We start from the raw sequence: 17,758 nt of genomic DNA on the forward strand, positions 1-17,758 counted from the left end.
TTGCCATACGTCCTCGGGGTCGACGTGGGCACCACCCGCACCGCCGCCGCCGTGTGCCGGCTGGGCGGGGCCGGTCGCGGCGAGCCCGAGGTGGTCGGCCTCGGCGGTCCGGGTGGCGGGGTGGCGTCGACGCTGCAGCTCATGCCGGACGGCGCGTTCGCGGTCGGCGAGCCGGGCGACCCGCGCTGGACCGCCACCGGTTTCGGCCGCCGGGTCGGCGACTCGACCCCGGTCGTGCTCGGCGCGGACGGCGTGGCCGAGCGGTTCCCGGCGGAGGAGCTGACCGCGCTCATGGTCATGTGGGTGGCCGACCAGGTGGCCGCCCGCGAAGGCGAACGGCCCGCGCACGTCGTGCTCGCGCACCCGGCCGGCTGGGGCGCCCACGCCAAGGGCCTCGCGCACCGGGCGCTGCGGGCGCTCGGCGTGACGGCGTCGCTGGTGCCCGAGCCCGTCGCGGCCGCCGAGAACCACGCCTACTCCCGGTCGCCGGTCGGGGCGCTCGGCGTGTTCAGCCTCGGCAGCCACGGGTTCGCCGCGGCCGCGGTCGGCCGCGGGTTCGAGCTGCTCGGCGCCGTCGAAGGGGTCGACCAGGCCGCCGGCGTCGACTTCGACGACGCGGTGTTCGGGCACGTGCGGACCTCGCTCGGCCGGGCGCTGGCCGAGCTGGACGCCGACGACCCCCGCACCCGCGGCCTGTTCGCCAGGCTGCGCCGCGACTGCGAGGCGGCCAAGCGGGTGCTGTCGGGCACGGTGGAGACGTCGATCCCGGTGCACCTGCCGTCCGGGCCGGTGGACGTGCCGATCACCCGCGCGCAGTTCGAGGACCTGATCCGGCCGGACGTGGAGCAGGCCGTGTCCGCCTTCGCCAGGGTCGCCACCGGCGTGGAGATGACCGTGCTGGTGGGCGGCAGCGCCCGCATCCCGCTGATCGCGGCGTCCGTGCCCGGCCGGGTGGTGCTGGAGGCCGCGCCCGAGACGTCGGTGGTGAAGGGCGCGGCGCTGGCCGCGCGCCGGCTCGTGATCGGGCCCGACGCCGAGCCCGAGCCGACCGACACCTCGGTCATGGTGCGCGACGACGACCCCCTGCTCAGGTTCCCCGTGGGTGGCCTGGAGGCACCGGACGGGGAGTTCACCGCGCCGCCGCCCCGCCCGCCCGTCGACATCACCCCGCTCGACCTGCCGGAACGGCGCACCGTGAAGCGCGTCGTCCGCGGCCTCGTGCCGACCGGTGGGCGCCGCGCCCGTGACAGCGAGGATGGCCGTTGAGCCCCAGCACGACCGCCCGTCCCGTGTTGCCCCCGCAGGTCGAGCGGGTCCTGGCCGCCGTCGGCTCCGGGCCGGTGCTCCGGCTGGGCGTCGTCGCGCCCGGCGGGTACGGCAAGACCACCGTGCTGCGGGAGATCAGCCGGGCCTTCGCGGAGGCCGGCGCGTCGGCCTCGGTCGTGGACGACGCGCACCTGCTGCCCGACGCCGAGCTGCTGGCGCTGCGCGCGCTCGTCGAACGGGGGAACGAGAACGTCGTGGTGGCCTACCGCCCGTGGCCGCGGTCGCGCGCGCTGGCGGCGCTGGCCGAGTCCCTGGGGCGGGCGCGGCCGTCGTTGATGCTGGAGCCGTTCACCCGCGAGCAGGTGCGCGCGGTGCTGCCCGCGTCCGCGCGGGGCCTGGTGGACTTCGTGCACCAGCAGACCGGCGGGGTGCCGCGGTTCGTGCGGCGGCTGGCCGGGCTGGGCACGGCGGAGGTGACGCCCGAGGTGGTGGCGTCCTTCCGGGCCGACCTGGACTGGCTGGACGCCGACGTGCGCAAGTACCTGCTGGCCGCCGAGGCGGGCGCGGCGCTGCGGCTGGACCTGCTCGGCGGGCTGCTCGGGGTCGACGCCGACGCGGTCGGCGACGTGATCGAGGCGGGCCGGGCCACCGGCCTCGTCGCGGCCGACGGGACGCTGCTGCCCGTCGCCCGGCTGGCGGTGGCGACGCTGAGCCGGACCGACCGGCGGATCGCCGTCCGGCAGCGACTGGCCGAGCTGCAGCTCGAGTCCGGCGGTCCGGTGCTCGACCTGGTGCGGCCGCTGGTCGGCGTCGGCGGCGAGGACAACCGGACCGGGATCGCCGGGCCGGGGATGGCGCGGGCGTTCCGGGCGGCGGCCGACGAGGCGCTGGCCGCGGAACCGGCGCTGGCGGCCCGGCTGCTGGCCGCCATCGGCACCGCGGGCGCCGACGTGGCCGTGCGGCGGGCGGTGGCCTCGGCCATGGCGGGTGACCTCGACGCGGCGCTGCGGCTCGCGGACCAGGTGATCTCCGGCGGGGACACCGAGCACCGGGGCGCGGCGGCGGAGGTGGCCGCGATCGCGCTGGCGCACCGGGGACAGCTGGCCCGCAGCACGGAGCTGCACCGCTGGTCGCCGAGCTCGACGTCGTCGGCGTTCGCGGTGATCGGCCAGGTGGGCACGGGCCGGCTGCCGACCGCGCCGCTGCCCGTCGCGCCGCCGACCATGCTCGACGGCGGCGCTTCCCTGATGGCGCAAGGCGTGGTGGAGTCGGTGACGTCGTCCGCGACCACCTCGCTGTCCACTTTGGTGCGTGCGGCGGGACTGCTCGAACCGGCCGGCCGCGCCGTGCTGCTGCCGGACACGCCCGCCGCGCTGGCCGCCCTGGTGGCGTTGCACAGCGGCGAGCCGGGCATCGCGGAATCGGTGCTGGACCGGGCGATGGCGACGTCCTCGGGCGGCGCGCTGATGGTCGTGCGGCACCGGCTGCTGCGGGCGTGGATCGCGATGCAGCGCGGCAACCTCGCGCAGGCCAGGGAAGTGCTGGTGGCGCTGCGGAAGGCGGGCCGGCCGCTGGAACCCCGCGACTGGCTGTTCGCGGTGGCGCTGGAGATCGGCGTCGCGCGGCGCAACAGCGACCTGGCGACGTTGAAGCGGACGTGGGAGCAGGCGTGCGAGGCGGTGCTGAGGCACCCGGTGGACCTGTTCACGTTCCTGCCGCTCGGCGAGTTCGCCACCGCCGCCGCGCGGCTGCGCGACCAGCACCGGCTGGCGCCGCACCTCGCCGCCGCGCGGAACCTGTTGCGGGATTTGGGCGATCCGGGCCTGTGGGCCGTGCCGCTGCACTGGAGCGCGCTGCACGCGGCGATCATCGCCGAGGAGACGTCCGTCGCCGAGGAGCACGCCGCGTCGCTGGCCGCGTGCCGGGACCGCAGCCGCTACGCCGGGATCGTGTCGGCGGCGGCGGAGAGCTGGCTCGACGTGGTGGCGGGCAAGGTGGACGCCGACCAGGTCGAGGAGTCCGCGCGCGGCCTGCAGGCGGTCGGCCAGTGGTGGGACGCGGCCAGGCTCGCCGGCCAGGCCGCGATCCGGACGTCGGACCGCCAGGCGATGGTGCGGCTGCTGGACTGCGCGCGCCTGCTCCAGGGCCGCACGGCCGCGACCACGCGCAAGCAGCCCGAGCCGGCGGCGGAGGCGGTCGACGCGGGCAAGCTCAGCGACCGCGAGCGCGAGGTGGCCGAGCTGGTGGTCAACGGGCTGACCTACAAGCAGGTCGGCGACCGGCTGTTCATCTCGGCGAAGACGGTCGAGCACCACGTGGCCCGCATCCGGCAGCGGCTGGGCTGCACGAGCCGGGCCGAGCTGCTGGACCAGCTGCGCCAGATCGTCGGCTGACAACCCGTCCTACCTGTGGTTTCCCTCGCCGGCGCACGGTCTTGCTCAGTTGTGCTAAATTTTGCTCATGCGAGCAAAGTCCGTGACCGAGCAGGCACGGCGGGCGCAGATCGTCGCCGCGGCGATCGAGGTGCTGGCCGAGCTCGGGTACGGGGCGACCTCGTTCCGGCAGATCGCCACCCGCGCCGGGCTGAGCAGCACCGGCCTGATCTCGTACCACTTCAAGGGCAAGCAGGAGCTGGTGGACGAGGTCTACGCCGAGGTCAGGCGGAGGTTCACCGCGTTCGTGCTGGAGCGGATGGACCACAGCGCCACCGCCGCCGGCGAGCTGCGGGCGTTCCTGGGCGCCAACCTGCGGTTCATGCGCGCCCACCGGGCGCACATGGTGGCGTTGACGCAGGTCCGCCCGCACGTGTCCACAGCCGACACCGGGGACGACGACCACCGCAAGATGGCCGACCTGCTCCGCGAGGGGCAGCGGCGCGGCGAGTTCCGCGGGTTCGACGCGGACACCGTGGCGATCTTCGTCCTGGCCCTGCGCAACGGGGTGCTGGCCAGGGCGGCCGACCACCCGGAGGTCGACCTCGACCTCTGCGAACGCGAGCTCGTCACCGCGGTGGAGCTCGTCACCACGAGGGGGTGAACCCATGCGTCGGGGGACGTGGGCACTGGTCACGGCGGCAACCGCCCTGATCGTGACGGCATGCGGGGGGAACGACATGGCACGACGCGACACCGTGCGGGTGGAGAACGGCGAGGTGCGCGGCGTCGCGCACGCCGACCACACCGTCTTCCAAGGCATCCCGTACGCGGCGCCGCCGAAGGACGCGCTGCGTTGGCAGTCGCCGCACCCGGCGGCGGACTGGACCGGGACCAGGGACGCGACCAGGCCGGGCAACCCGTGCCCGCAGGTCGGCTCGTCCTACTCGGACACCCAGGCGACCGACGAGGACTGCCTGTTCCTCAACGTCACCACGCCGGCCACCACGGGCCGCCGGCCGGTGATGGTCTGGGTGCACGGCGACGGCGCGATCGGCGCGGGCCACCACTTCGACGCCGGCGCGTTGGCCACCAAGGGCGACGTGGTCGTCGTGACGTTCAACTACCGCCTCGGCGTGTTCGGCGGCTTCGGCCTGCCGGGGCTGGCCGGCTCGGGCACGTTCGGCCTGCAGGACCAGCGCGCCGTGCTGGAGTGGGTGCGGCGCAACGTCGCGAGCTTCGGCGGCGACCCGGGCAACGTCACGCTGTTCGGCGTCTCCTACGGCGCGTCGGCCACCGCGGCGCACCTGATCTCGCCGCGGTCACGCGGCCTGTTCCACAAGGCGATCATGCACAGCGGCTTCGCGCTGGTCGACCTGCCGGCCGAGGCGTGGTACCCGGGCCTGGGCGCGCTGCCGTGGCTCGCCTGGCGGGACACGGCCGAGATCGAGGGCGTCGGCCAGGAGGTCGCCGCCGAGCTCGGCTGCGCGGACGTCGGGTGCCTGCGCGGCCTGCCCGCGCAGGAGCTGCTGGAGCACCCCCGGGTGATGAACATCTTCCAGCCCTTCGGCTTCGGCAACGCGGACCTGCCGGAGCTGCCGGCCGAGGCGTTCCCGGCCGGCCGGGTCGCGGAGGTGCCCGTGCTGGCCGGCAACACGCGGCACGAGCACCGGGGGATCGTGGACGTCTTCCGCGGTCCCGTCACCGCCGAGGACTACCCGCGCCTGCTCGCGGCGGCGTTCGGCGACCGCGCGGCCGAGGTCGGGCGGGAGTACCCGCTGAGCGCGTTCGAGAGCCCGAGCCGGGCGTGGGCGGCGGTGCTGACCGACCGGGTGTGGGCCCGGCCGACGTTGCGGCAGCACGAGCTGCTGTCCGCGCACACGCCGACGTTCGCGTTCGAGTTCGCCGACCCGGCGGCCTCCGAGCACGGCGCGAGCCACAGCACCGACATCGGCTACCTGTTCCCGGACGGGGAGCCGACCGGCGGGCAGCGCGAGCTGTCGGACGCGATGATCCGCTACTGGACCGACTTCGCCCGCACCGGCGACCCGAACGGCGACGGCGCGAACGGCCTGCCGCACTGGCCCGCGTTCACCTCGGGGCGGCACGTGCAGTCGCTCGCGCCGGGCGCGATCAGGGGCGTGGACTACCGGGCGGAGCACCGGCTGGACTTCTGGGGGAACGAGTAGGGGGACACCGGACCGGGGGCCGTCAGGAGGGGCGGCGGCCCCCGGTCCGGGGTGGCCGGAGCCGGTCAGTCACGCCTGCCCGCGTGCAGCAGGATGAGGCCGAGCGCGGCGACCACGAAGTTCTGGAACGCGGCCGACAACCCGTTCCAGTCCTTCGACTGCCACATGAGGAACCACTCGCCGCCGATCGCGATGAAACCGCCGCCGAACAGCAGCGCCTGCATCACCCAGCCCGCGGACGACAGCCGGCGCGCCACCTCCTCGCGGCGGCGCAGCCAGGCGACCAGGCCGGCCAGCAGCACCAGCGCGGTGACCGCCTCCCAGATGATGATCAGCACGTAGGCCGCGGTCACCACGGCCGGACTCGTGATCGCGCGCCACGACGTGTTGGGCGAGCCGAACGTGGTGTCCATCGCGAACACGTGCTGGACGAACGCGTGGTTGGTCTCGTAGTCGGTGATGTTCCCGAACGCGACGAGAGCCATGTAGAGCGCGGTGATGCCGGTCAGCGCCGTGACCGCCGCCTTCAGGCTCCCCACCCTGGCAAGTAAACGCATGATCTGTAGAACGTAGTCACGATCGACCGGAAGTCCATGAGCGGTTTTCACCTCCACCGGCCCGCGCCCGGCCCGGACCGGCTCCGACGTCACCTCGAACCGCAGGTCGGCGGGGGTGGTCGGGCACGGGGTGGCGCGCCACCCGGCCGGTCGCACCCGGATGCGGTCTGGACCACTCGGAGGTTCGGGGGTGGTCGGGCGGGGGTCGAGGGCCGGGCGGGGGTCAGGGGCAGGGCGGCTCGTAGTCCAGCTGCTGCAGGTGCTCGTCCCACCGCTCCATGGGCAGCACGCCCTTGGTCCTGAGGCAGATCCGCCCGATCACGTGCTGCAGGTCGAGGTCCCACACCCGGACCGTGCTGTCGGAGCTGGTGGACGCCAGCCGGCGGCCGTCCGGGCTGAACGCGACCTCGCGCAACCCGCCGTCGTGCCCGGTCAGCACCTGCGAGGCGGGGGTGGGGCGCTGGAGGTCGTGCACGTCCCACAGCCGGATCGTGCGGTCCTCGCTGCCGCTGGCCAGCGTCCGCCCGTCCGGGCTGAACGCCACCGTCACCGCCGCCTCCACGTGACCGGTCAGCGGCACGCCGATCGGCTTGGCCCGGTTCGGCACGGTCAGGTCCCACAGCCGGATCGTCCGGTCGTCGCCCGCGGTGGCCAGGGTCCGGCCGTCGGGGCTGATGTCACCCGCGCGCACCGCGCTGTCGTGCCCGGTCAGCGGCAGGCCGATCGGCTGGGCGGCGGCCGGGTCGGTCACGTTCCACAGCCGCACGGTCTTGTCCGCGCTGGCCGTGACCAGCGTCCTCCCGTCCGGGGTGAACCCGACGTAGTGCACGTACGCGGTGTGGCCGACGAGCGGCAGGCCCAGCGGCTTCGGCCGCTCGCGGTCGCGGATGTCCCACAGCTGCACGGAGTTGTCGTCGAAACCGGTGACCAGGACCTCGCCGTCGGCCCGGAACGCCACCGGCGAGCTGTAGCGGGTGCCCACCTCGATCGGCTCGCCGAGCGGCCGGGGTTCGTGCGGGTCGGCGAGGTCCCACAGCCGCACCGTCTTGTCGCTCACGCTGGCCAGCGTGCGGCCGTCGCCGCTCAACGCCAGCGACCACACCCCCGAGCCGTGCGAGAGCACGGCGGTCGACTTCGGCGCGTCCGGGCCGCCGATGTCCCACACCCGGATCGTCTCGTCCTCGGCCGCCGACACCAGGTGGTGGTCGTCCGGGGTGAAGCGGGGGCCGATGGTGCGCGCCGAGTGCCCGACGAGCACGCCGGGCGGCAGGTCCCACAGCCGCACCGCGGAGTCCTGGCTGCCGGTGGCCAGGGTGCGGCCGTCCGGGCTGAACGACACCGCGTACACGATGCCGTTGCGGCCCGTCAGCGGCCGGCCGAGGGCGATGGGGTGCGCCGGGTCGGTGATGTTCCACAGCCGGGTGGTGCCGTCGGCGCCGGCCGCCGCGAGGACCCGGCCGCTCGGGCTGAACGCCACCGACCACACGCCCTCGGCGTGATCGGTCAGCGGCCGGCCGACCGGTCGCGGCGCCGCCGGGTCCGCCAGGTCGAACAGCCGGACGCTGTGGTCCTCGCTGCCGCCCGCCAGCAGGCGGCTGCCCGGGCTGAACGCCAGCGAGTGCACGGTGTTCTCGAACCCGGTGATCGGCTCGCCCACCTGCTTCGGCCCGGCGGGGTCGCGCACGTCGAACACCACCACGGTCCGGTCGTCGCCCCCGGTGGCCAGCAGCGCGCCGTCCGAGCTGACCGCGATCGAGCGCACCTGCCCGGTGTGCCCGCCGAGCGGCTCGCCCAGCCGCCGGGGCCCGGCCGGGTCCGTCACGTCCCACAGCCGCGCCGTGTGGTCGCCGTTGGCGGTGACCAGCGTCCGGGAGTCCGGCGTGAACGCCAGCAGGTAGACGGTGCCGTTCTCGCCGCGCAACGGCTCGCCGAGCGAGCGCGGGCGTTCCGGGTCGGTGACGTCCCACAGCCGCACGGTGGCGTCGTCGCCCGCGGTGGCCAGCGTCCGGCCGTCGGGGCTGAACACCGCCGAGGTGACCCAGCTGCGGTGCCCGGGCAGCGGCGAGCCGAGCTGCTTGGGGTGGTCCCGGTCGCGCAGGTCCCACAGCCGCACGGTCTGGTCGAAGCTCGCGCTGGCCAGGAACCTGCTGTCGGGGGAGTACGACGTGAGGTAGACGGGACCGGTGTGCCCGACCAGCGGCACCGCCAGCGGCGTGGCCTGCGTGGCCAGCAGCCGGGTCCGCACCTCCCGGTCGTCGGGCCGCATCCGGTGCGCGACCAGGGCCAGCTGCGCCGACATCGACGGGTCGGACTCCTGCAACCGGTCCGCCTCGGCCACCACCTGCCGGAACACCGCGTCGTCGCGCTGCCGCACGGCCAGCACGGCGGCGGTCGCGGCGATGAGCGCCAGCACGACCACGCACGCCACCGCCGCCCGCCTGCCCCACGCCGCGCGCCTGCGGTACTGCGTGGACACCGCGAGGAAGTCCTGGGCGGTGCCGGTCAGCCCTTCCGGGCCCGCCGCGTCCGCCCAGTGCCGCGCGGTCTCCAACCGCGCGCCCCGGTAGAGCAGCGACGAGTCGCGGTCCTGGCCCGCCCACGTCGCCGCGTCCTCCTCCAGCCGCTGCCGCAGCAGCTGGCCCTCCCGGTCCTGGTCGATCCAGCTGCGCAGCCGCGGCCACGCCTGCAGCAGCGCCTCGTGCGTGATCTCCACCGAGCCCGCGTCGAGGGTGACCAGCCGGGCCCGCGCCAGCACCTCCAGCGCCTCCTCGCCCGCGGCCCGGTTCGAGGCCTGGTCGACCAGCTCGTGCCGGGTGGAGCGGCGGCGGGTGTCCTGGGTGTCCTCGCCGACGCGCACCAACCGCAGCAGCAACGGCCGCGCGGCCTGCTGCGCCTCCGGCGCGAGGTCGGCCCACGCCCGTTCCGCGGTCGCCGCGACCGCGCCCTGGATGCCGCCCGCCGAGCGGTAGCCCGCGATGGTCAGCTTGCCCGCGGCCCGGCGCTGCCAGGTGGCCAGCAGGGCGTGCGACAGCAGCGGCAACGCGCCCGCGTCGTACGCGCCCTGACCCGCCCGCGCCTGCACCCGCCCGCTGCGCACGCCCAGGTCGCGCAGCATCAGCTCGATCAGCCCCGGCTCCAGCTGCAGGCCCGCCGCCTTCGCGGGCCGCGACACCGCCTCCCGCAGCTCCGCCGACGTCATCGGGCCGAGCACCATCTGCCGGTCCTGCAACGCGTCGGCCAGCTCCGGGAACGCCAGGCAGCGGCCGTAGAAGTCGGCCCGCACGCCGACCAGCACCAGCGCGGGCGGCGTGCCGCCGGGCACCGCGGGCGTGCAGGCCACGTTCAGCGCCTGCACGAACACCTGCACCCGGTTCTCGTCCGAGGACAGCGTGAACGCCTCCTCGAACTGGTCGACCACGACCACCACCCGGTCGCCGCCGTGCCGCGCCGCGTACGCCGCGAACGCCGCCCGGATCTGCCCGGCGAACCGCGGCACACCCATCAGCGCCTGCCCGAGGAACGTGTCCGGGCCGTGCCCGGAGGCCACCGGGTCCTGGTCCATCCCGTCCAGGGAAAGCGCCATGTCCATGATGTCGGCCAATTCCGGGACTTGCCGGACCAATTCCTTCACCGGGTCCGCACCGGGCGTGACGACAACCGCCGGCCACTCCGTCGAACCGGTGATCCCCAATGCCCCGTCACGAATGGAAGGAATGACCCCGGCCCGCACCAGAGATGATTTACCGGCACCCGAGGCGCCGACCAGCATCACGATTCCGCCGGTATCCGCAGCGGTGCCGAGCCGGGCCACCAGAGCGGCCGTGCTGCGTTCCCGGCCGAAGAACCAACCGGAATCCTCGGGTTGGAACGCGGCCAATCCCCGATAAGGGCACACGCCGATTTCGCCGGAGCTCGGCGGGTCCTCGTCGTCGGCCGCCGAGACCGGGCTGGCCAGCGCCTCCTCCCACAGCGCACGCCACGCGTCCAGGTCGTACAGCCCGGCCACCGGCGGCTGCGGCCGCGACTTCCTGGCCTCACCGATCAAAATTTCAAGTACTACCGAGAGTGCCGAGAACCGGGCGGGCACGTTGCGGCCCCGACGCCAGTCGCTGACCCGTTGCGCGGTCGCCCGGACCGGTCGCCCGCGCTCGTCGAGGCGCCTCGCGCGGCCGACCGACTCGGTCACCTTCTTCAGAGGCGGATCGCCCGCCTCCGCGTAGAGCAGGGCGAAGCGCTCCGCGAACACGGCACGGGGACCTGACCCCTGACCGGAACCAGCCATCCGCGGCGTGCCTCCTAGAGGTCCGGCGTCCGGACCGGAAAACCGGGTGTGAGCGCGTGAACTGGTCGTTTGTCGACCGGTGGTGACCTTCTCCGTCCACCCTAACGACTTGCGCTGACAAGCTGACCGGGACGTTCCGGTGACGTCGACAAGTTGTGCGAAGGGACCGGTCAAAGTGGTTTCGCAGGCAACTACCGCGAGTGGCAGCTCGTTCTTCGCTGAGGGGTCCTGGGGGTCTTCTCAGCGATGGGCACCGAACCGACCAGGTCGGTGGAACGGTGCGGCGACCTGCCATGCAGACCGGAGTTGACCCGGTGCGGACCACCCGTCCACCGGTCACGGCCCGTGAGGACCGGGGCATCCCCGGTGAAGCACGGGTCTGCCCGATCCTGAGGACGGTGCTCGACGCGCACGGTCGCGACCGGGCCGAGGTGGGACTGGACCTCCTGGCCCGGCTCGCCGCCCCGGCGCACAACTAGTCGGTGTCCGGCCGCAGGGCGCCGTCGCCCTCCGGGAGCGCCGCACAGCGCGGTGCGGCGCGACCGGTCCGACGACGTTTTCCGCCATGTCGCATTTCCGCCGGCCACGGGCCCCCGCGTTGACCGATGCTGGTGTCGTGCACGAAGACGCGGAACGGTGTGCCCGAGCCGTGCGGTCGAAAGACGCCCGGTTCGACGGGTGGTTCTTCACCGCGGTCCTGACCACCCGGATCTATTGTCGACCGAGTTGTCCGGTGGCGCCGCCCAAGGTCGGGAACATGCGGTTCTACCCGAGTGCGGCGGCGGCGCAACAAGCGGGATTCCGGGCGTGCAAGAGGTGCCGGCCCGACGCGTCGCCCGGATCGCCGCTGTGGAACCACCGCGCCGACTCGGTGGCGAAGGCGATGCGGCTGATCGCCGACGGCGTGGTGGACCGGGACGGCGTGCCCGGCCTCGCCGTCCGCCTCGGCTACAGCGTGCGGCAGGTCGAACGGCTGCTGCTGGCCGAACTGGGCGCGGGACCGCTGGCGTTGGCCAGGGCGCAACGCGCGCAGACCGCCCGGCTGCTCATCGAGACGACCGCGCTGCCCATGGCGGAGGTCGCGCTCGCGGCCGGGTTCGCCAGCGTCCGGGCGTTCAACGAGACGGTGCGCGAGGTGTTCGCGCTGTCGCCGACCGACCTGCGCCTGCGCCGCCGTCCCGCGCCGAACACACCGGGCGTGCTGTCGCTGCGGCTGCCGTTCCGCGCGCCGCTGCGACCGGACAACCTGTTCGGCCACCTCGCCGCGACCGGCGTGCCGGGGGTGGAGGAATGGCGTGACGGCGCCTACCGGCGGACGCTGCGGCTGCCCCGCGGGCACGGCGTGGTGTCGTTGACGCCGCAGGACGACCACGTGGCGTGCGGGCTGGCGTTGAGCGACCTGCGCGACCTGTCGATCGCCATCGCCCGCTGCCGCCGGCTGCTCGACCTCGACGCCGACCCGGTCGCGGTGGACGAGCAGCTGCGCGCCGACCCGCTGCTCGCGCCCCTGGTCGACGCGGCCCCGGGACGACGCGTGCCGGGCACCGTGGACGCCGCCGAGTTCGCGGTGCGGGCCGTGCTCGGGCAGCAGGTGTCCACGGCCGCCGCACGCACGCACGCCGGTCGGCTGGTGCGCGCGGCGGGCGAGCCGATCGCGGACGGCGGGCTGACCCACCTGTTCCCGACGCCGTCGGCGCTGGCGGCGCTGGACCCCGCCGCGCTGGCCATGCCGCAGGCCCGCAAGACCGCGTTCCGCGCGTTGGTGGAGGCGTTGGCCGACGGCTCGCTCGACCTCGGCGTCGGCGCGGACTGGGACAAGGCGCGGGCCGACCTGCTGGCGCTGCCCGGGTTCGGGCCGTGGACGGTCGAGGTGATCGCCATGCGGGCCCTCGGCGACCCGGACGCGTTCATCCCGACGGACCTGGGCGTCCGCGCCGCCGCCCGGGCCCTCGGCCTGCCCGGCACACCCGCCGCCCTCGTGCGGCGAGCCCGGGCGTGGCGCCCCTGGCGCGCCTACGCCGTCCAGCACCTCTGGGCCACCGGTGACCACGCGGTCAACCGGCTGCCCGCCTGAAAGGACCCCGCCCGATGAGCCACACCACCGTCGACAGCCCCGTCGGACCGCTCACGCTGGTCGCGCACGACGGCGTGCTGTCCGGGCTGTACATGACCGACCAGCGGCACCGGCCGGCGGACGACGCGTTCGGTCCCGAGGACGCTTCCCCGTTCGGCGACGTGATCGTGCAGCTGGCCGAGTACTTCGACGGCGCGCGCACCGCGTTCGACCTGCCGCTGGACCTGATCGGGACGCCGTTCCAGCGGACCGTGTGGCGGGCGCTGGTCGAGATCCCGTACGGCGAGACCGTGACGTACGGGGAGCTGGCGCAGCGGCTGGGCCGGCCGTCGGCCGCGCGGGCGGTCGGCCTGGCCAACGGCCGCAACCCGATCGGCATCGTCGTGCCGTGCCACCGCGTCGTGGGCGCGAACGGCGACCTGACCGGCTACGGCGGCGGCCTGCCGCGCAAGCGCCACCTCCTCACCCACGAACTCGCCAACCCGCGTGTCCTACGTTCCGAACGCGCGTGTCCTACGTTCCGGGACCCCGAGTTGAACGCTCAGCACAACCTGTTCCTGTTCTGAGCGTTCAACTCGGGTGTTCTGAACGTAGGACACGCGTGACGCGAACGTAGGACACGCGCGAGTGGTTGGATTGTCGAGCCGACAAGGTTTTTTGTCTTGACAGGGGAAGTTGTCGGTGGGAGGGTTCTCCCATGCTTGACGTGGCAGTGATCGAGGACCCGGCGACGGCCGAGGTCTCGTTGGACCCGGTGCGGGCGAGGTTGTTGGCCGAGCTGGCCGAGCCGAACTCGGCGACCACGCTGGCGGCCAAGGTCGGCCTGCCCCGGCAGAAGGTCAACTACCACCTGCGCACCCTGGAGCAGCACGGGCTGGTGGAGCTGGCCGAGGAACGCCGCAAGGGCAACATGACCGAACGGGTCATGCGCGCCACCGCCGCGTCCTACGTCATCTCGCCCACGGCGCTCGCCGCCGTCCAACCCGACCCGGAACGCGCGCCCGACCGCCTGTCGGCCCGCTGGCTCCTGGCCGTCGCCGCACGGCTGGTCCGCGACGTCGGCAACCTGCTCACCGGCGCGGCCAAGGCGGACAAGAAGGTCGCGACCTTCGCGCTGGACGGCGAGATCCGCTTCGCCACCGCCGCCGACCGCGCGGCGTTCGCCGAGGAGCTGGCCTCCGCCGTCACGGCCCTGGTCGCCCAGTACCACGACGAAGCGGCGCCCGGCGGACGCGCGCACCGCGTCGTCGTCGCCGTCCACCCCAGCATCCCGAAGGAATGACGATGGGTCACGCGTTCGAAGGCGTCAACGAGGTCGAGCTGGCCGGGGTGACGCCGGAGCAGGTCTGGGAGGCCATCGCCACCGGCCCCGGCCTGGACTCCTGGTTCATGGGCGCCAACGAGGTCGACCCCGGCGCCGCGGTCCGGCAGGTCTGCTTCGGCGGCTACGAGCCGACCCACCGGATCACCGCCTGGGAACCGGGCAGGCACCTGGCCTACGGCGGCGACAAGGCGCCCGACGGCCGGTTCGTGGCCTACGAGTTCCTGGTCGAGGCCCGCGACCAGGGCAGCACGGTCCTGCGCATGGTCGCCTCCGGTTTCCTGCCCGGCGACGACTGGGAGGACGAGTTCGAGGCCATGACGGCGGGCGGCGAGATGTTCTGGCAGACCCTCGTCACCTACCTGCGCCACTTCGCCGGCCGCGCCGCCCGGCCCCTCACGGTCGTCGGGCCGCCCATCGCCGACTGGCCCGCCGTGTGGGTGGCCCTGGGGCGCGAGCTCGGCCTCGACGGCGCGCCGAGGACCGGTGACCGCGTCGACCTGGACGGCGGCGTCGTCTACTTCGCCAACGCCCAGACCGTCGGCATCCGCACGGAGCACGCGATGTACCGCTTCTTCCAAGGACTTCCCGGCGCGCTGATCGCCATGCACCACGTGTTCGCCGACGACCACCGCGACGAGCGGACCTGGTCGGTCTGGATGGGGGACCTGGCGTGACGACCCCGCGGCACGGGGTCGCCCGCGCCGACACCACCGGGCCGCCGACGAGCGCGTCGGGCACGGTCCCGCTGGGCGGCGCTGTCGCCGGGTGGGCGTCCGCCGTCGCGGCGAAGCCGCGCTCCGAGATCCGAGAGAACGGGCACATCATGGGACAGGTCGTTTCCGAGGACGGCACCGCGATCGCCTACACGCGCATCGGGTCCGGACCGGCGTTGATCATCGTGGACGGCGCGCTGTGCCACCGGGCCTTCGGTCCCGCGACGGCGCTGGCCGAGGCGCTGGCCGGGCACTTCACCGTCTACACCTACGACCGGCGCGGCCGGGGCGGGAGCGGCGGCGGCGCCGCGCCGCCCGACGTCGAGCGCGAGGTCGAGGACATCGCCGCGCTGATCGAGGAGGCGGGCGGGTCGGCGCGCCTGTTCGGCATGTCCTCGGGCGGCACGCTGGTCGCCGAGGCCGCGCACCGGGGCGTCGCCGCCGAGCGGATCGCGATCTACGAGTCGCCGATGATCGTGGACGGCACGCGCGCGCCGATGGACGGGGACCTGCCGGCCCGCGTGGCACGGGCGCTCGCGGAGGGGCGCCGCGGTGACGCGGTCAAGCTGTTCATGCGGTACGTCGGCACCCCGGGCTTCTTCGTCGCCGTGCTCCAGGTCCTGCCGCCGTGGCGGAAGCTCAAGAGCGTCGCGCACACGTTGCCGAACGACTTCGCGCTGGTCGGCGAGTTCCAGCGGGGCACGCCGCCGCCCGCCGACCGGTGGTCCGGCGCGAAGGCGCCCGCCCTGGTGATCGCCGGCGGGAAGAGCCCGGAGTACCTGCGCAACGCGCAGCGGCACCTGGCGTCGGCCCTGCCGCACGGCGAGCTGACCGTCCTGCCCGGGCAGACCCACATGGTCAAGCCCAAGGCGACGGTCCCGGTCCTGGTGGACTTCTTCACCCGCTGAGGACGCGCGAAACCTGGTGGTGGGCGGGGGTTTCCCCCGTCCACCACCGTCGCGCGCGACGGCTTCAGGGCTTGCGCGCCACCGCGCCCGCGATGCAGTAGCTCACCGAGTCGAGCTCCTTGAGCCGCGGGCCGTCCGGCCACCAGTCCGCGCAGATGACCAGCCCCGGCTCGACCAGCTCCAGACCGTGGAACAGCTCGTGCATCTCGCGCCTGGTGATGAACCGGCCGCTGCCCATCGGCGAGTGCAGGAACGTCTCCTCCATGCGCCGCGCGATGGCGGAGTGCTCCTCGGTCTCCGGGTCGAGGAAGTGCGAGATCGCCACGTACGAGCCGGACGGCAGGGCCTCGATGTACTCGGCCATGATCTCGGCCGACGAGGGCGAGTCGCCGTTGTAGTGGTGCAGCGTGCCCATCTGGAACAGCGCCACCGGCTCGGTGAAGTCGATGTGCTTGCGCACGACCTCGTCGTTGAGGATGTCGCGCGGCTTGAAGATGTCGGCGGCGGAGAAGTGCGTCTGGTCGTTCTCCTCCAGCAGCGCGCGGCCGTGGGCCAGCACCACCGGGTCGTTGTCGACGTAGACGACTCGGGCATCCGGGTTGATCCGCTGGGCCACTTGGTGGGTGTTCTCCGCGGTGGGCAACCCGGACCCGCAGTCGAGGAACTGGGTGATGCCCGTCTGGCTCGCGACGAACCGGGTGGCGCGGATCAGGAAGCCGCGGTTGTCCACCGCGAGGGTGGCCGCCTCGGGCGCGATCTGCTGCACGCGACGCAGCACCTCGCGGTCGATCTCGTAGTTGTCCTTGCCGTTGAGGAACGCGTCGTAGACCCTGGCGATGCTGGCCTTGGTGGTGTCGATGTAGACGGGGGCGGCGGCGTCCGAGGACGATCCCGGCATTTGTGTGACCTCGCATTACGGGGATGGGAGTGATGTTGTGTGCACCGCGTCACAGTCCGGTCAGCGTAAGGGTATGGGCCCAACGCGTGAGTGAGCCTCGTGCATCTGACCGGGCAAGATCATGGGTGTACGTTCAGTGACGATGCGAGTCGGCCCTCCTCGGGCGCAACCGCTGTTCGGGTGGGACGGTCACGACGGGCGGGAGGAACGGCGATGGCGACTGGCGAGTCCACGCCGGAGCGGGAGAGCGGGCCGACCGCGCTGCGCATCGTGCTCGGCGCCCAGCTGCGCCGGCTGCGCGAAGCCGCGGAGATCAGCCGGGCGGACGCGGGCTACGCCATCCGCGGCTCCGAGTCGAAGATCAGCCGGATGGAGCTCGGGCGCGTCGGCCTGAAGGAACGCGACGTGAACGACCTGCTGACCATGTACGGGGTGAACGACCCGGACGAGCGAACGAAGTTCCTCGACATGGTCCGCCGGTCCAACTCCCCGGGCTGGTGGCACCGCTTCACCGACCTGATGCCCGACTGGTTCCACGACTACGTGGGCCTGGAGGAGGCGGCGGCGCGCATCCTGATCTACGAGACCCAGTTCGTGCCCGGCCTGCTGCAGACCGAGGCTTACGCGACGGCCATCGCGAGCCACGGCAGACCGGAGCTGGTGACGCCGGAGGTGCGGCGGCGGGTGTCGCTGCGGATGCAGCGGCAGCGCATCCTGGCCCGGCCGGGCGCCCCGAGGGTGTGGGCCGTGGTCGACGAGTCGGTGCTCTACCGGGCGATCGGCGGGCGCGAGGTCCTGATCAACCAGCTCGACCACTTGCTCAGCGTGACCAAGGACGGGCCGGTCACCCTGCAGATCGTGCCGTTCCCGTGGGCCGGTTACGCGGCGAAGGGCCCCTTCGCGATGCTCCGGTTCGGCGAGCCCGACCTGCCGGACATCGTGTACCTCGAACACCTCGCCGGTGCCCTCTACCTGGACAAACTCGAAGAGCTGGAGATCTACAGCCGGGTCTTCGACCGGCTCACGGTGGACGCCGAGACACCGGACCGGAGCCGGCAGATGCTCGCAAAACGGCGGGCTGAGCTGTAGCTGTCGTCCGACCGGGTGGGATTCACGCTCCGCATCTGCACGTGCATTTACCCGTGCACCGGCCGGTGCTACCGTCCGTGCACAAC

Annotated in this window: 14 protein-coding genes; 11 read left to right on the forward strand and 3 right to left on the reverse strand. The window is 73.7% G+C overall.

The annotated features are described in order from the left end of the window. From IOD16_RS00005 to IOD16_RS00020, 4 genes are all read left to right on the forward strand, one after another. On the forward strand, nt 1-1,266 hold the full coding sequence (locus IOD16_RS00005; RefSeq protein ID WP_201438404.1) for an Hsp70 family protein: 1,266 nt from the start codon (nt 1-3) through the stop codon (nt 1,264-1,266). Further along, nucleotides 1,263-3,659, forward strand: a complete 2,397-nt coding sequence (locus tag IOD16_RS00010) for a helix-turn-helix transcriptional regulator (RefSeq protein WP_201438405.1) — start codon at nt 1,263-1,265, stop codon at nt 3,657-3,659. The genes IOD16_RS00005 and IOD16_RS00010 overlap by 4 nt, the downstream gene beginning before the upstream one ends. A gap of 67 nt (nt 3,660-3,726) precedes the next feature. Continuing rightward, nucleotides 3,727-4,302, forward strand: coding sequence for a TetR/AcrR family transcriptional regulator (locus tag IOD16_RS00015; protein WP_201438406.1), 576 nt, complete (start codon nt 3,727-3,729; stop codon nt 4,300-4,302). A 76-nt stretch (nt 4,303-4,378) separates the two neighbouring features. Then, nucleotides 4,379-5,827, forward strand: coding sequence for a carboxylesterase/lipase family protein (locus tag IOD16_RS00020; RefSeq protein WP_236594652.1), 1,449 nt, complete (start codon nt 4,379-4,381; stop codon nt 5,825-5,827). 65 nt (nt 5,828-5,892) lie between these two features. On the opposite strand, the gene IOD16_RS00025 is transcribed toward IOD16_RS00020, so the two are convergent. Together IOD16_RS00025 and IOD16_RS00030 are read right to left on the reverse strand one after the other, a co-directional pair. Further along, a complete protein-coding gene (locus IOD16_RS00025; RefSeq protein ID WP_236594653.1) occupies nt 5,893-6,366 on the reverse strand; it encodes a DUF2165 domain-containing protein in 474 nt (157 codons plus the stop codon). Between the two features lie 241 nt (nt 6,367-6,607). Further along, complete coding sequence (locus IOD16_RS00030; protein ID WP_236594654.1) at nt 6,608-10,630, reverse strand: nSTAND1 domain-containing NTPase; 4,023 nt, start codon at nt 10,628-10,630, stop codon at nt 6,608-6,610. Nucleotides 10,631-10,959: 329 nt separating this feature from the next. Here IOD16_RS00030 and IOD16_RS00035 point away from each other — a divergent pair, with 329 nt between their 5' ends. From IOD16_RS00035 to IOD16_RS00060, 6 genes are all read left to right on the forward strand, one after another. After that, nucleotides 10,960-11,145, forward strand: a complete 186-nt coding sequence (locus tag IOD16_RS00035) for a hypothetical protein (RefSeq protein WP_201438409.1) — start codon at nt 10,960-10,962, stop codon at nt 11,143-11,145. Nucleotides 11,146-11,282: 137 nt separating this feature from the next. Further along, entirely contained in the window at nt 11,283-12,740 is a 1,458-nt protein-coding gene (locus IOD16_RS00040) for a DNA-3-methyladenine glycosylase 2 family protein (protein WP_201438410.1), read from the forward strand. Between the two features lie 14 nt (nt 12,741-12,754). Beyond that, nucleotides 12,755-13,306, forward strand: coding sequence for a methylated-DNA--[protein]-cysteine S-methyltransferase (locus IOD16_RS00045; RefSeq protein WP_201438411.1), 552 nt, complete (start codon nt 12,755-12,757; stop codon nt 13,304-13,306). A gap of 131 nt (nt 13,307-13,437) precedes the next feature. After that, nucleotides 13,438-14,022, forward strand: a complete 585-nt coding sequence (locus IOD16_RS00050; RefSeq protein ID WP_201438412.1) for an ArsR/SmtB family transcription factor — start codon at nt 13,438-13,440, stop codon at nt 14,020-14,022. A 2-nt stretch (nt 14,023-14,024) separates the two neighbouring features. Further along, nucleotides 14,025-14,738, forward strand: coding sequence for an SRPBCC family protein (locus IOD16_RS00055; protein ID WP_201438413.1), 714 nt, complete (start codon nt 14,025-14,027; stop codon nt 14,736-14,738). After that, a complete protein-coding gene (locus tag IOD16_RS00060; RefSeq protein WP_442978084.1) occupies nt 14,735-15,685 on the forward strand; it encodes an alpha/beta fold hydrolase in 951 nt (316 codons plus the stop codon). Before IOD16_RS00055 ends, IOD16_RS00060 begins: the two co-directional genes overlap by 4 nt. Before the next feature lie 64 nt (nt 15,686-15,749). On the opposite strand, the gene IOD16_RS00065 is transcribed toward IOD16_RS00060, so the two are convergent. Beyond that, on the reverse strand, nt 15,750-16,583 hold the full coding sequence (locus tag IOD16_RS00065; RefSeq protein ID WP_201438414.1) for an SAM-dependent methyltransferase: 834 nt from the start codon (nt 16,581-16,583) through the stop codon (nt 15,750-15,752). A 213-nt stretch (nt 16,584-16,796) separates the two neighbouring features. Between IOD16_RS00065 and IOD16_RS00070 the strand changes: the two genes are divergently transcribed. Further along, nucleotides 16,797-17,672, forward strand: a complete 876-nt coding sequence (locus tag IOD16_RS00070) for a helix-turn-helix domain-containing protein (protein ID WP_201438415.1) — start codon at nt 16,797-16,799, stop codon at nt 17,670-17,672. Nucleotides 17,673-17,758 lie beyond the last annotated feature (86 nt).

Origin of the sequence: Saccharothrix sp. 6-C, from assembly GCF_016695385.1 — a bacterium.
GTDB lineage: Bacteria > Actinomycetota > Actinomycetes > Mycobacteriales > Pseudonocardiaceae > Actinosynnema > Actinosynnema texasense.